The organism is Paenibacillus sp. 1_12, from assembly GCF_900114475.1.
Taxonomy (GTDB): Bacteria; Bacillota; Bacilli; order Paenibacillales; family NBRC-103111; genus Paenibacillus_S.
Genome location: NZ_FOTE01000002.1, coordinates 690,665 through 707,206, shown reverse-complemented (window position 1 = coordinate 707,206; position 16,542 = coordinate 690,665). Strand labels below are relative to the sequence as shown.

Annotated in this window: 7 protein-coding genes and 1 other annotated feature; all 7 genes read left to right on the top strand. The window is 44.1% G+C overall.

What is annotated here, in order from left to right; translation table 11 throughout:
• The first annotated feature begins 342 nt into the window (after positions 1 to 342).
• The 7 genes from BM210_RS07030 (at position 343) to BM210_RS07000 (ending at position 16,528) form a co-directional block, all read left to right on the top strand.
• Entirely contained in the window at positions 343 to 9,417 is a 9,075-nt protein-coding gene (locus BM210_RS07030) for an S-layer homology domain-containing protein (RefSeq protein WP_177237676.1), read from the top strand.
• Positions 9,418 to 9,633: 216 nt separating this feature from the next.
• Positions 9,634 to 9,887: a binding site (T-box leader), on the top strand.
• Positions 9,888 to 9,955: 68 nt separating this feature from the next.
• Complete coding sequence (locus BM210_RS07025; protein ID WP_091165986.1) at positions 9,956 to 11,641, top strand: glutamine--tRNA ligase/YqeY domain fusion protein; 1,686 nt, start codon at positions 9,956 to 9,958, stop codon at positions 11,639 to 11,641.
• 103 nt (positions 11,642 to 11,744) lie between these two features.
• The gene (locus tag BM210_RS07020) at positions 11,745 to 12,194 is read left to right on the top strand and encodes a MarR family winged helix-turn-helix transcriptional regulator (protein WP_091165985.1); all 450 of its coding nucleotides are present in this window, start codon (positions 11,745 to 11,747) and stop codon (positions 12,192 to 12,194) included.
• A gap of 3 nt (positions 12,195 to 12,197) precedes the next feature.
• Complete coding sequence (locus BM210_RS07015) at positions 12,198 to 12,737, top strand: glutathione peroxidase (protein ID WP_091165984.1); 540 nt, start codon at positions 12,198 to 12,200, stop codon at positions 12,735 to 12,737.
• Positions 12,738 to 13,155: 418 nt separating this feature from the next.
• Entirely contained in the window at positions 13,156 to 13,827 is a 672-nt protein-coding gene (locus BM210_RS07010) for a GntR family transcriptional regulator (RefSeq protein WP_091165983.1), read from the top strand.
• Between the two features lie 37 nt (positions 13,828 to 13,864).
• Positions 13,865 to 15,301, top strand: coding sequence for an aldehyde dehydrogenase family protein (locus BM210_RS07005; RefSeq protein WP_091165982.1), 1,437 nt, complete (start codon positions 13,865 to 13,867; stop codon positions 15,299 to 15,301).
• 21 nt (positions 15,302 to 15,322) lie between these two features.
• Complete coding sequence (locus tag BM210_RS07000; protein WP_091165981.1) at positions 15,323 to 16,528, top strand: hydroxyacid-oxoacid transhydrogenase; 1,206 nt, start codon at positions 15,323 to 15,325, stop codon at positions 16,526 to 16,528.
• Positions 16,529 to 16,542 lie beyond the last annotated feature (14 nt).

Here is a 16,542-nt window from a genome sequence, read left to right as displayed (position 1 = left end):
CTAAATCGTGCATGGTGGATACAGGGAATATTCTGAAAGCCAAATATTAGAGATTACAAGAACAATAAAAAAACTTAACATTGCAAAAACATTCTTTTTACAAACGGCTGTTATATTGGTCAAGCAGACATGATAAACACTTCTTAGAAAGGAAAAAGCAGCAGCTCTGGCGATAGGACAGTCTTCATTTTAGGGGGAAAATAGTGACGTATAGTTAAAAAATGGTATGAATACTAGCATATAATGTTTGCAGATTGTTAGGAGCTTAGACGATGGTTTTAATTGAAAAAGATAAGTCTAATCATGTTTTACTTTTTTCAAAGCTAAATGGAGGTGCAAAGAATGTCAGGTTTTATTAACAAAAATAAAAGATGGTATAGCCTTACGTTGATTGTCATGATGTTAGTAACGATAATTTTTCCAAACACTTTAGTTCAGAAGACCTATGCTGCACCAGAGACGGTTGCGGGATGGACCTTTTCAGCGAACGCTGCGGACCCTGTATCAATCCCTGCGACTAGTGGTACTAATGCTAACCGGACTAATGGGAAGCTTACTGTAAGTGGTGCGCGTGCAGTTACATACTCGAGCCCATCAATTTATACTGCTAATTGGCAAGTAGCCGGGGGCTATTGGCAGGCGCAAATCAGCACAAAAGATTACTCCCAACTAACTCTTTCCTCTAAGCATATGGGAGCTCCAACAGGTCCGAAAGAATTTAAGATTCAATACAGTACGGATGGTATTACATTCACCGATGTTCCAAATGGGTCATATGCAGTAACTGGAACGCTTGCATTGGGTCCGAACAATCTTGTATTGCCTAGTGCAGTGGATGATAAAACTGATGTCTATATTCGATGGTTTAATTATTCAACTGTTCCTATTAGTAGTGGTACAGCGACTGGTAGTTCAGGTACCAGCAGAATCGCCGACATCGTCATCAATGGCGTGAAGATCGGCCAAAGTCAAAGTACCGCACCTGATGCGAATAAAATCGCATTTGACACGTTGACACACGTTTCAAGTGTTAGTGGAGCCGTATATGGCGGTGCTGACGTGAAGGTTTATCTGGCCGATAATTCGGTAGCAGGTATGGGAACAGCGGACACAAACGGTGCTTTCAATTTGACCATTAATAATCCCAATTCAGAACGTAAAGTGTATATAACGTCTCTGGAGAGCGGAAAAACCGAAAGTAGTAAAGTTTCTGTAGATTTTGGAGCTATTCCCAAAACGAGCAACCCAGACGCAAGCAAAATCACGTTTATCGATGATTTCACAACAATTAAAGGTGTTGCAGGGGCCGTTTATGGACTTGCTGCGGTGAAAGTTTATTTACCCGACAATACGCCTGCAGGTACAACGACTGCCCAAAATGACGGATCCTTCAATTTGACGATCAGCAACGCTGCTCATCAAACATCCGCTTTCGTGTCAGCGACGGCAAGCGGCAGAGACGAAAGCGATAAAGTGAGCGTTTCGATTCCCAAAACGTTGAAGCCGGATGCAAACAAGATCGCATTTACCAATTCTACATCGGTGATTGGGTCTGCTGGAGCTGCTGCGAATAATGCGCAGATTACCGTTTATTTCGATGATAATTCAGTGGCAGGCACGGCGACAGCGACAGCAAACGGTTCGTTTAATCTGACCGTCTCGAATCCAGGAGGCAAAACTTCCGTATACGTAACTGCCAAAGAAACCGGCAAAATCGAAAGCGATAAAACTACGGTTAACTCATCCGTTCCAGGAGCAACTTATTCACCTGGTGACGTAGTGCTGAGTCAGCTATATGTGAATGGCGGTAACAGCGGAGCCTTCTACAAAACGAAGTTTTTTGAGCTGTACAATACGACAAATCAAGATATTAATTTTAATAATGAATGGGCTCTTATTTATACCTCGGCAACTGGCACCAGCTTTGGAGCAGGTAACAAATTGAGCGGTGTTATCAAGGCTCATGGATATTATTTGGTGACCGGGGCTAACGGCTCTTCCTGTAAAGACGATGCAGGAAAAAGCATCGCTTGCGGCCTTGATCTTCCTGTAACAGCGGATCTAACCACCACTCTGAATCCCAGTGGTTCTGCAGGAGGTATTCTTACGCTTGCTAATTCAGTAACAGGATTAAGCAGCCAGGATGATACCAAAGCGATGGATATTGTGACTTTCGGCAATGGAACTACAGCTAGTTTCGCAACGAAAACGGATCACTGGGGTTCTCCTTTCTTTAACTCCGGTGTCGGAGGCGGGGTCCTCCTGCGTAAAACAAATGCAGGCTCCGACCCGAGGATCGCGTTTGGCTTAGGTAACGGATGGTTTACGAAAGACCCATCCAAGGATTTCGTGATGAACGCTCCGTCGAGCCCTGCCAAGCCTGACGAAGTCATCATCCATAACTCTAAATTCATGCTTACTCCTGACTCGACGAAGATTACCTTTAGTCAAGCTGGCGGAACGGCATCCGTCTTGGGTGAAGCGAATGCAGTCCCAGGATCTTCTACCGTTAAAGCGTATTTGTACACGGGTGGAACAGTTACCAACGTTCAACAAGCTACTGCGGCTGCGAATGGATCGTTCACGTTGAGCTTTTCCAATCCTGGCAATAATCAGTCGATATACTTGACTCATACGGATTCGTCTGAACCGACACCGATGGAAAGCAATTATTCCCGAGTCGATGTGACAGGTTATCCAGTCGGGATTACACCTATTGATCAATTACGCACAAATGATGTAAAGGGTTTTCCATTGAACTTGGGATATACGGCTACCATTGAAGGTGTTGCGACTTCGAATAATAATGCACTTGGATCCGAAAAGACTCATTTTTATCTGCAAGATGCAACTGGCGGGATCAACATTATTGATGGCAAAGCTCCAACGGTCGCAATCCAGGCTGGTAACAAATTCAGAATCGAGGGGCGCGTTGTATTTACTGCCGGTATGACTAGATTTGTTCCGACTACGATTACTTATGTAGGTCCGGATCAGATGCCCGAGCCTCTTGCAATCGGTTTGAATTCGTTAAATAGCTACGCAACAGCGGAACCGCTGGAAGGCAAGCTAGTTTCGATCTCAGGAACAGTTACAAACATACCTGCTTCTGGTCCAGACTATGACGTATCCATCTCCGATGATACAGGAAATTTGTCTATTATACGTATATTGGGAACTTCCGGTATTGATGTAAGTAAAGGAGTGATTGAGCAAGGCGATAGTTATACTTTTAAGGGCATCGTCGGTCAATCCAAAAGTGTATCTCCTTTTACAACCGGATATTATGTACTTCCAAGATCACTTTCCGATATAAAAGGAGAATTGCAGTTTACTCATACTCCATTGACGAAAGCTTATACTGGAATCGATGTTTCATTTACTGCTAAGGCTAAAAATGCGGATTCTATCACCCTATATTACAAAGGAACAGCAGATCTGACTTTTAGCCCGATTATCATGAGTTCCGCAGACGGAATCAATTACAACGGCAAAATACCGCAAGCCAATGTGCCTGACAACAAATTGTTATACTACATTGAAGCCAAGGGGAACGGAAAGACACTATCTTCCGGGGACGTTAACGCTCCGATCAGCATTGATGTTGTGGAGGACAAGGATGGACCTGAGTATGCGAATGCATCACCTGCTAATGGTGATAGTGTAGATACGGGACACCCTGTGATTTCTGTAACGTTGGATGACCCTAACGGTGTTAACACGGCATCCGTCAGTATGAAGATCGACGGAAATGATTTTACTTCCAAAGCGGTCATTTCTGAAACAATGATCAAGTTAACTTTGACCGCAGATCAAGATTTGGCTGTAGGCATACACACGGTTGTGGTGTCAGCCAAAGATAAACTGGGTAATGCTTCGACGTATTCTTGGAGCTTTCAAGTATTACAAAGATTTACCGGAGGAAACCATTACCGGGGAACGACTCATAATCATACCAATATTTCGCATGACGCTGATGGAGCACCAGAAGATGCTTTAAAAGCAGCGGAAAAATATGAATATGATTGGTTTGCATTTTCCGATCATTCACACGATATTGATTCCAGTCTTGTCGGCAAAGATTCCGTCGATCATAACGGAATGAAAGAACGAACAGGCGGATCGAATTGGCAGTTGACTAAGGATTTGGCCAATCGGTATACGAAGAACGGGAGTTTTGTAGTTTTTCCGGCATTTGAAATGACTTCAACAACATGGGGACATTCCAATGTGTTCGGAACTAACAACTTTATCGATCGTGTAGAAGAGGGCGGAACGTATCAAGATCTTAAAAATTATTACAGCTGGGTTTTGACGTATGACAATATCGTTGCCCAATTCAATCATCCGGCGATGTCTGCAAATGCGTTTGCAAACTTTATTCCTTACGATAAAAAGGTAGACAAGCTGTTCACGATGCTTGAAGTAGGCAACGGATCAGGCAAGTACTCTTATGCAAATGCTCAAGATAAGTTTTTTAACGCGCTTGATCTAGGTTGGCATGTGGCTCCAACTTATGGCGAGGACAATCACGATGCAACTTGGGGACAAACCAAAAATCGTACTGTGATCGTAGCTAATGATCTGAGTCAGGAATCACTGCTCGATGCTATGAAAAAAATGCGTGTTTACATGTCAGAGGACCCTAACTTTAAGCTGGATGTTTTGGCAAGCGGCTATTACATGGGTTCGACAGTGGATAGCAAAACATTGGACTTTAACATAACCGGCAGTGACCCTGTATTGGAATCTTCTGCAGATCCTAAATACAGTTATCTAAAAACAAAGTCCAACGATAATATCTCAAAGGTTGAACTGATCACGAATGGTGGAAGAGTTGTAGATAGCTATACGCCAACCACCGACTCAACTTCATTTAATTGGAACCCAAGCTTTACCGTCATGGGCGGCCAACAATGGTTTGTAGTGAAAGTTACACAAAAAGACGGGGATCGCATTTATTCTGCCCCGATCTGGTCTATGGCTCAAGATTTAGCTGTACAAGTCAGTAATATTAATGCAGTTGACGGAGCCATTATTGGTGGAGTCCCTGCTGACTTAAAAGCAGGAATCAGCAATCAAGGAAGTATTAACGTTAGCAATTTGGTTGCTCATTTTTATTACGACAGCATGGATTCCCAGCATTACATTGGAGATGCGACGATAGATTCGCTTCCGGCTAATACTTCAGGCTCTGCGAGTGTGACATGGTCTAATCCAACCGCTGGAGACCATAAGGTTATTATTGTGCTTGAGGCCAAAGACGGGCATGATCTCGGGAGCAATAAATTTGAACAACAATTTACAATTAAAGCACCGCTCGGTAAGATCATCTTAATTGATGCCACCCATCAAAATGAGAATACTACATTAGATGCAGGCACTTATAAAGATAATCTGAAATTATTTACGGTGATGATGAGAAAGCAAGGATATACCATACTCGAAAATAAGGCACTGATTACGGATCAAGTATTAAGTAGTGTGAACATATTGATGGTTACACATCCTGCTTCTGCCTACACGACGAATGAAATCACGGCAATTAATAAGTACATGTCTAATGGCGGGTCGTTATTACTTACAGAAAAAAGTAATTTCGGCGGTTCAAATCAAAATGCAAACAGTTTGTTGGCCGGAATCGGATCCAGCATTCAAGTGAATAATGATGGCGTATTTGATGAAACCAAGGAAGGAAACTTCTGGGGCACTCCTTTGACTTCTAATTTTTCCGTCCGTTTGCATCCAACACCTGTAAATAATTATTTGACGGATTTTGTTCCTACGATTGAATATTACAGTGGAGCAAGCTTAGCGGGGAAAGGCGGGGCAGGAAATAAAGTTGCACTTACGGACAGCAGTTCGGTTACGGTTCTCGTAAAAGGGAATGAATCGACATTCCAGGATACGACAAGTGTAAAAGCTGATACCGTTTCTTACAGTGTATTCACTTCTAATGGGAAAAATGGTCCTGCTTTGGATTCCATATCCGGCGGATCGAAAATACCGTTAATCGCTTCTGAAACCATTGGGAATAGCCGGGTCATAGTTACAGGCATGAATATTTTCAATGATAAGCAAATGGATCAAACGTATAATCCGAAGGGTAACGATCCATTCGCGCTTAACGCGATCAATTGGTTAGCGCACCTTGAACCCAAAGTGAGCCCTATTGGTGAGGCTCGTACTAAGGCAGAAGGAACGGAAGCCGTTATTCAAGGAAAAGTGACGACCACAGCATTTTATGACGCCGTTTATGTTCAGGATGAAACAGGCGGAATCATGGCATTTAACGAAGTGCCAGCCGGCAGTCTGGTAGTCGGAGACACCGTTCGAATATATGGACACATTAAAATATTCGAGAATAATACAGAGCTGGAGTTTGATAAATTTGATAATAGTATAGTTAAAATCAATACCTCTCCAGGAGTTCCTGTCGAACCTAAAGCTGTCAGCACGCAAGATGCATATGCTGAAGCTAACCAGGGTCAATTACTTAAAGTGACAGGGAAGGTTACAGCGATTCCGGATGATAATTCTTATTTGGTTAATGATGGTTCGGGAGAAGCATTAGTTTTTGCAGACGGGTATATTATCAATCAAACAGGTCCTATTCCGAAGCTTCAAATTGGAGACACGCTTGAAGCGGTTGGACTTGCTGGTAAATATGCCGATGGTCAACGTATTCGAGTGAGAGATACGAGGGAGTTAAAAGCTTCAACGCTCACAGCGCCAACAGCAGCAGAGGTAGCGGCTGGGATTACAAGGGTAGCGGCACCTTCGAAGGATGCGACAAGCTTAACGCTTCCAGTCGTACCAAGCGGTTATACGATCGCGATTAAATCTTCGAGCCCAACAGGCATCATCGCGACGAACGGTACGATTACGCCACTTGAGACAGATACGAGCGTAAATCTCGTATTTACAGTAACTAGAATGTCGGACAGCTCCACGGCGGATACTGCTAGTATTACGGTTATCGTTCCGGCGAAAACCCCGTCAGCGCCAACAGCAGCAGAGGTAGCGGCTGGGATTACAAGGGTAGCAGCACCTGCGAAGGATGAAACAAGCATAACGCTTCCAGTCGTACCAAGCGGTTATACGATCGCGATTAAATCTTCGAGCCTAACAGGCATCATCGCGACGAATGGTGCAATCACACCATCTGAGACAGATACGAGCGTAAATCTCGTATTTACAGTAACTAGAATGTCGGACAGCTCCACGGCGGATACTGCTAGTATTACGGTTATCGTTCCGGCGAAAACCCCGTCAGCGCGAACAGCGGCAGAGGTAGCAGCTGGGATCGCAACGGTAGCAGCACCTGCGAAGGATGCGACAAGCTTAACGCTGCCAGTCGTAGAGAGCGGTTATACGATCGCGATTAAATCTTCGAGCCCAACAGGCATCATCGCGACGAACAGTACGATTACGCCACCTGAGACAGATACGAGCGTAAATCTCGTATTTACAGTAACAAGAATGTCGGACAGCTCGACAGCAGATACGTCTAGCATTACGGTTATCGTTCCGGCGAAAACCCCGTCAGCGCCAACAGCGGCGAACGTTAACTTGAAGTCGCTGCAATTAAGCGGTATGATGATTAATTTCTCTGAGGATAAAACGGATTATACGCTGAGTGTCGGAAATAGTGTAAACAACGTAACCGTTACGGCAGACGCAGTTGATTCAAGCGCTACGCTGGAAATTAACGGAGATGCAGCAAGCAGCAAACAAATCGTTTTGTCAGAAGGATTAAATACAATCACGGTTACAGTAACGGCAAAGGATGCGACAGCTAGAAAATCATATACAGTACTCATAAAAAGAGTTATTGTCCAAACGGTAACCGATACGCCGATACAAGTTACTACTGAGCCTGTGAGTTTAATCGTTCCAACAGGGGTAACTACTGGCAGTATACAAGTTGCACCTACTACAACAGGAGATACGAAACAAGCTACACTGCCTTTGGTGGAAGCGAGAGCAACCACTTCAATAGGTGAGATTAATGTCTTCATTCCTTCAGGAGTGTCCATTTCCGCACCCGCTGCGTGGGATGGAACCATTAAATTGCCAGAGCTTCAGGCAAATAATAGTGTTACTGTAACTAACGGAAATGTTAGTGCAGTTATCGAGGTTGGAGTACCAGATCTAACCTTAACCTTTGACAAAGCGGTAAGGCTCCTAATACCTAACCAAGCGGGTAAATTAGCTGGATTTGTAAGGGATGGAGTCTTTGTAACGATTACAAATGAAATAACCGCAGATACTCAAGAAGTGGCTGATAAACTTGCAGCAGGTGGCGAAGGTACAATTAATGTAGGCAACGATCTGGTCATTTGGACGAAGCATTTCACCAAATTTGCCAGCTATACGGATGTCGCAGTTCTTCCTATCACTCCACCTAGAAATAACTCGGATAATAGCAGTAGCAGCAATTCAGTTAGTAACACAGCTATAATCTCTCCATCTGTTGGTGGAACGGTCACCATCAATGGTGTTAAGATCGTAATTCCCGTAGATGCTCTCAATACTGATTTTATGGTAACCATAGATAATATAACCAAATTTGCAGATTTAACTGCGGATGCATCTATGAAATTGATTAGCGACATCTATGAGATTAAGAAAGACAAAGAAAATGATTTCACTAAGTCTTTATCAATTACAATACCGTTCGATAAGACAAATGTTGATCTAGCGAAATCAAAAATATCAATTTACTGGTTCGATGAAACAACCAAAAAATGGACTTCATTGGATAATCCTCAAGTTGATATCTTAAATGCAGTCGTAACTAATTCTGTAAATCATTTTACAAAGTTTGCTGTTTTCTCAACTGATAATCAAGAGGCTGCTGCACCAACAACAGTACCGGAGCCCACACCTGCTTCTGTGGATCTCAGCGATATTAGAGGTCACTGGGCAGAAAATAGTATACGGGGACTGATTACAGCAGGCGCAATCGACGGCTATCCTAATGGAACCTTTGGTCCAGATAAAAAGATTAGCCGTGCCGAATTTGCTATCGTCATAGTAAAAGCGTTCCACCTTGAGGAAAAGAGCGGGAAGACGTTTGCGGACACTGCGAATCATTGGGCGACAAAGGCAATCCAAACCGCGGCTGCCCATGGGATCATTACGGGCTATAGCGATAATTCCTTTGGACCTGATGACTTGATTACCCGTGAGCAAATGGCTGCCATGATTGTCCGCGCGGCTAAGCTGCCAGCAGTGACGAGCGGAGTCGCATTTAAGGACAGCTTGGATATCTCCGAGTGGGCCAAAATGGAAGTGGCCACTGCAGCAGCAAGCGATCTGGTTAATGGTTACCCAAGTGGAACATTCAATCCAAAAGAAAATGCTACACGAGCTGAAGCAGCAACCGTTATTCTAAAAGCTATTAAGAAATAAATGGATCGTAATAAGGTAGCTGTCCCAATTTAACTTGACGGCCACGAGCATGTATGAAAAGTCTAGGCCTGTGACTTCTAACTCCAGTATGGAATTAGAATCGCAGGCCTAGAGTCTTATATGCGACAAGGCTATAGGAACAGGTAAGGTTATTTTGACTCGTAAAGAATACTCATTTACATAAATGGGAATGATTTGTTATCATATAAGTAATATTTCAACGCAATGATGAGAAGAGTAGGGAACAATGTTCTTGCACAGAGAGCCCCGGCAGCTGAAAAGGGGTAAAGAGCTTATCCCCGAACCAAGCCTCTGAGCAGCATGTCGGAACCTTTAACAGGGATGACGTGACGGGAGCTCCCGTTATAGAGCTAGAGTATAAGCATTGCCTGCAATGCCGTACTTGAAGAGGTTAATATGGCGACATATTAATGAACCTGGGGTGGTACCACGAAAATTTCGTCCCCAAGACTTGAGGTCTTGGAGGTGAAGTTTTTTTTGTATGACCACTTATTACGTTCATTAGGAGGAGTCGACATTGAATAACGAGAAGGAGCATCAAACTGAAAGCGATAACTTTTTATTTAAGCTGATTAGTGAGGAGCTTGAGGCGAGCGCATTTGGACGAGACATGTGCACGCGATTTCCTCCCGAGCCCAATGGTTATCTTCATATTGGAAGCGCCTATGCGATACACACAAACTATACAATCGCCCAAAGGTTTAACGGAACGTTTCATTTACGCTTTGACGACACGAATCCCCTTAAGGAGGATATCGAGTATGTGAACGCGATTATCGAGGATATCAAGTGGCTCGGTTACGATCCGGGAAACCATATCTACTATGGCTCGGACTATTCGGACGAAATATATAACGCCGCAGTTACCTTGATCAAGTTTGGGAAGGCTTATGTATGTGATTTGACGCCGGAGCAAGTAACGGATTATCGGGGGACCTTGACGGAACGGGGCAGGAACAGCCCTTATAGAAATCGATCAGTGGAAGAAAATATAGAGCTTATTACTAAAATGAAGAATGGCGACTATCCGACCGCCTCCAAGGTTGTTCGCGCCAAAATCGATATGGGCTCCCCTAATGTAAACCTGCGTGATCCAATTATTTATCGAATTATCCATGCTGAGCATTATAGAACGGGAAAAGACTGGTGCATCTATCCGATGTATGATTTTGCCCATCCTATTCAAGATGCAATTGAAGGTATCACCTATTCCTTATGCTCAATTGAATTCAAAGATCACAGGCCCTTGTATGACTGGGTCCTCAAGGAGCTTGAGCTTCCAGAGCCTCCGCGGCAAAGGGAGTTCGGCCGATTGAGCTTAACAGGTGTTGTGACGAGCAAACGGTTTTTGAGGCAGCTGGTAGAAGGCGGTTATGTAGACGGATGGGATGATCCTAGGCTCCCTACGCTTCGCGGCTTAAGAAGAAGGGGCTATACGCCGGAAAGCATCCGCAGCTTCATTGAGGAAATAGGCAGTATCCGAACCCAAAGCACGGTAGATATCGCAATGTTGGACCATTCCCTCAGGCAGGATCTAAAAGCACAAACGATTAGCGTCATGGCGGTTTTGCAGCCTTTAAAAGTCGTTATTACCAACTACCCGGAGGATGACATGGAGCTTCTAATGATTGAAAACAACAGTGAAAACGAAGCGCTTGGGAAAAGAGAGGTTCCTTTTTCCAAAGTCATCTATATCGAGCGAGAAGATTTTATGGAGCATCCGCCCAAAGGCTTTCACCGGTTAAGCCTGAATACTGAGGTAAGGCTGAAGGGTGCGTATTTCATAAGATGCGAAGAAGTAATAAAGGACCCGGATACAGAAGAAATTATCGAGCTTCGTTGTACCTATGACCCAATTACGAAGAGCGGCACAGGATATACGGGGCGTAAGGTGAAAGGCACGATCCATTGGGTCTCATCGGCTCATGCGAATAAGTCTGATATTTATTTGTATGAGAAGCTGCTGTTGGAGAAGGACAATCCGAAGGAGGACAGTGGAGACTGGACGGATGCGATCAATCCAGATTCGCTTGTTATCGTAAAAAATGGTTGGATGGAACCTTTTGTTCAACATGCCCGACCGGAACAAAAATTTCAATTTTTTCGTCATGGGTATTTTTGTGTGGATAGCAAGCTAACAACGGGCGACAAGCTTGTATTTAACCGTATCGTGCCGTTGAAAGACACGTGGAATAAAAGATGAGGTTTATATGCATATATACGAGTTGACATTTCCTTGAGGATAAGGTAAATTGATTTTATGAAATTAAATTGTATACAATTTAATTAAATGAAAAGAGATGATTATGAACAGGAACGAAATATTGAAGCTGGATAATCAATTTTGCTTTGCAGTCTACGCGTTTTCAAGAGAAATGACAAGGCTATACAGGCCGGTACTGGATAAGCTGGGACTCACGTACACCCAATACATTGTGCTTTTGGTGCTTTGGGAGCAGGATGTCATAACAGTTAAGGAGCTGGGCAGCCGGTTGTATTTGGATTCAGGCACCCTGACACCGTTGCTGAAAAAGTTGGAGGGCATGGAATTGCTTCGTCGAAACCGTGACCCTCGGGACGAGCGCAATGTCATCATCCGGTTGACAGAACAGGGGCTAACTCTTAAGGAACAAGCGTACGAGGTGCCTGAACGTGTATTTTGTCAAGTCGGGATGGCTCCGGAAGAAGTCGTCTCACTGAAGAAACGTATTACCGAATTGCTTGAGCAGGTCCATCAAATTAAACAGGAGGAATAAACTATGGGAGTTCATTCGTTTTCCGCAACCAACATTCGAGGTCAAGAAGTGCAGCTGGATCAATATAAAGGCAAGGTTCTGCTGATTGTGAACACCGCAAGCAAATGCGGATTTACACCGCAATATTCCGAACTGCAAAAACTGCACGAAACATACAGTGATCAAGGGCTTGTCATCCTTGGCTTTCCCTGCGATCAATTCGGAGGTCAAGAGCCAGGCACGAACGAAGAGATCGACACCTTCTGCCAGATCAACTATGGCGTTACGTTTCCGCTCTTTTACAAAATCGATGTATTGGGCGATAACAAGCATCCATTGTTCACTTATTTGACGGAATCTCTGCCGTTTGAGGGCTTTGACCAAAGCGATGGCACTGGCAAAATGATGCACAACATGCTGACTAAAGCGGGTACGATTGAGGGCAACGACATCAAATGGAATTTCACGAAATTCCTTATTAATCAAGAAGGTAATCCTGTCCAGCGCTTTGAATCAACGGTGTCGCCTTCGGATATGACATCCGCCATTGAAGCACTGCTTTAACTTTAGCCTCAGAGAGGGCAGTTCGAATATTATTCGAACTGCCTTTTTTTAATCCTAGCTCGGCACAAACGTATGGGTCTATTTAAGATGTGTAGTTATTTTACGGATCGAACTTCCTGTGTAAGCTGTCTATTTCATATATGATCCGGAGCTTTGGTGTAGCTGAGAAAAGAGGTTGATTCTATATTAATCATATATGATTTTTGAAAATAATTAATATGTTATTTGTATATCTTTACTATAACACTTCATTAATTCACTCTGTTCACAGGTTAAATTAAAAATATCGTTAAATAGTTAACAAATAATTACACTTAATTATTGACAAATCATATACGATAATTTATTGTTTAACTATAAATACTTTACTTTAAGCAGGATTCCATTGAGGTTACTCGGACAAGAAAGGTCGAATTGAATGAATAAAGAAAAGGGAGTTGCCAAAGAGGATATTTATAATCTGATAAAGGAACGGATTTTTGAGTGGAAGCTATCGCCTGGACAAAAGATCAATATTGATGTTTTGTCGAAGGAGTTAAATATTAGTCCTATTCCATTAAGGGAAGTATTATCACGTTTCCATTCCGAGAAGCTGGTTATTTTTGAGCCTAATAAAGGATATCGAGTTAGTGGAATACTGGATGACCAGAGGTTGATGGAAATGCTTGAAGCTAGAATTTTAATAGAAACGCATGCGATACGTTGTGTCATCCGTTCGAATTACACGCATATTGTAGACGAATTATTCCGACTAAATGATCAAATTTCTTCGATTAAAATGGGCTCTTCTTACAAAGAGGTTCTCGAATTTAATCAATTGGATCACCGATTCCACTTAACGCTAGTGCATGCAGCAGGAAACTCCTTTCTTACTGACGCTTACGGAGGAATGCATTGTCATCTGCACATTGCACGCTTTTATCATGTACGAGGTGAGGTGGATCAACGAGAGGCTGCTGCCGAGCATTTTGACATTGTGGAGGCGATAAAATTCCGAGATATATACCGGGCTGAGGAAGTCGTGACTAACCACATTCGGGATGCAAAAAATCGACTATTGCAAAAGCTGGATAAGAATACAGAAAGTTGAACTGACTTTACTATTATCATTCTGGAGGGGTTTAAGAATGTCCAAGCAAACAGATGAAGTGTTGGGTAATTTGATTAACGGACAATGGGTAACCGGTACGGAAACCTTTGATGTTTTCAATAAGTATACAGGTGATGTGATTGCGAAGGTGACCAAATCATCCCGAGAAGATGTAAGCGATGCCATAGGGAATGCTGCAGAAACCTTTAAGACAGCTAAATTGACACCTTATCAAAGGTATGAGATTTTGATGAAAGCAGCCGATTTGTTCAAGCAACGTAAAAAGGAGCTTGCCCTGACGATTGTTCGGGAAGGGGGCAAGGTTCTGAAGGACGCCCTTATGGAGATTGAGCGGGGGATCCAAACCTTCATTGCTTCTGCTGAAGAGGCGAAAAGACTGCAGGGGCATGAGGTGCCCATTCAAGGACAGCCGGGCAGCGAGAATAAAATGGCCTTTACTTTGCGTGTTCCTGTTGGTGTCCTGTGTGCAATTACGCCTTTCAATTTTCCTTTTAATCTGGTAGCTCACAAAGTTGCGCCGGCCCTTGCTGCAGGTAACACCGTGATTCTTAAACCGGCAGGCGTGACGCCGCAAATCGCTGCAAAAATGGCAGAAATCTTGCTGGAGGCTGGTCTTCCACCTGGTTTTTTAAATGTGGTGAATGGTCCGGGAAGAGAAATCGGGCAGTATTTGATGGAGGATGCACGTATTTCTATGTACACCTTTACCGGAAGTACGGAGGTAGGGAAGCAGATTAAAGCATCGTCTGGTATCCGTAAGGTGACTTTGGAGCTCGGAAGCAACTCGCCGAATATCGTTCATAAAGACGCACCTGACTTGGCCAAAGCTGCTGAGCTATGTGTGAGAAGGGGGTTCGTGAATGCAGGTCAGGCGTGCATCTCCGTACAAAGAATTTATGTGCATGAAGATGTCTATGCCGCTTTTGTCGACAAGTCCATAGAGGTGGCATCGAGTCTTCTGGTAGGAGACCCGGAGCTGGAAGCAACCGATATTGGCCCGATGATTTCCGTCAAGGAAGCGGAGCGGGCAGAACAGTGGATTCAAGAGGCCGTACAGCAGGGAGCGACAATTGCGCATGGCGGTCAACGTACAGGCGCGGTTCTTGTCCCGACCATTTTAACCAATACCTTAGCTTCCATGAAGGTGATGTGTCAGGAGGTTTTTGCACCGGTGATCTGCATTACTTCCTATAGCGATATTAATGAGGCATTCCTTGCAGCGAATGATTCGAATTATGGGCTTCAGGCAGGCATTTTTACTTCCGATCTTCAGTTGGCCTTCAGGGCAGCAAGGGAACTGGAATTCGGCGGTGTTATTATTAACGATGTGTCCACCTTTAGAGCGGATATTATGCCTTACGGCGGTGTCAAGGACAGCGGTTATGGCAAAGAGGGTCCAAGGTACGCTATTCAGGAAATGACCAATGAAAAGCTTGTTGTTTTTGACATCTAGCGGAAAAGGGATGATCAGGATATGAGAGATACATGGAGCTTTTTCCCATCAGGGAAAATAATATTCGGAAACGGGGCAATCCATAAGCTGGGCGAGTTGCTGACAAGCATGAAGGCTCAGCATATATTCCTCATTACCGATAAAGGAATCGAACAGTCCGGCATGTTAAGCCTGGTGCTGAGTATTTTGGAAAAAGGCAATTTTAATGTAAAGGTGTTTGACGCTACGATTCCTGAGCCGCCGATTTCCGTTGTCCTGGAATGCTACGAATATGCGAAGTCGCAAATCAATGCGGATGTGATTATCGGGCTTGGTGGAGGCAGCAGTATTGATCTGGCTAAGGTTGTTGCCTTGTTAGTGGCGCATGGTGGGCGGCCACAGGATTATTTTGGCGAGAATGCGATTCCTTCGCCAATTGCCCCCTTGATTGCCATTCCTACTACAGCTGGCACGGGTTCTGAAGTTACATCGGTAGCTGTAGTAACAGATACCGATAATAATATTAAAGTGGGCATCTCGAACAACTATTTGAGACCGGCAGTTGCCCTGCTGGACCCTGAATTGACACTCCAGCTTCCGCCATATGTGACAGCTTGCTCGGGGATCGATGCTTTAGCACATGCCATTGAAGCATACCTTGCCAAGGATTTTAAATATATCCAGGCAGAGGGTGAGATTTTATTCCAGGGCTCAGCTCCGATTAGTGACACCTTAGCATTGCAGGCGATTGAGCTTATTTCCAAAAACCTGATTACCGCAGTCCAGCAAGGGACCAATCTGGAAGCTCGCTCCAACATGCTGCTAGGCAGCTTATTGGCAGGATTAGCCTTTTCCAATGCGGGCACAGCTGCTGCCCATGCATTGGCTTATCCGATCGGAGGGATAGCCAAGTCGCCTCATGGTGAGGTCACAGGACTTCTGCTTCCCTACGTCATAGACTTTAATGCCCGTACGATGGAAGATAAAATAAGAAGGTTGTCTCAAGCCCTGCTGATTCCTGCTTCCAGCCACCAATCTTCAGTGGATGCGACCCAAGCTGTCGTCGCGCATATTATGGATATGCTGCAGCAAATCGGATTGCCCACGCGGCTTAGCTCTATCGGAATCACGAAGGAGCAGCTTCCAGAAATTGCCGAAAAGGCCCTGAAAATCGATCGATTAATTCGCAACAATCCACGTACAGCAACCCTTAACGGTTTCATTGAGCTGCTTGAAAAAGCCTATTAGAGGTTGTTCAAAAA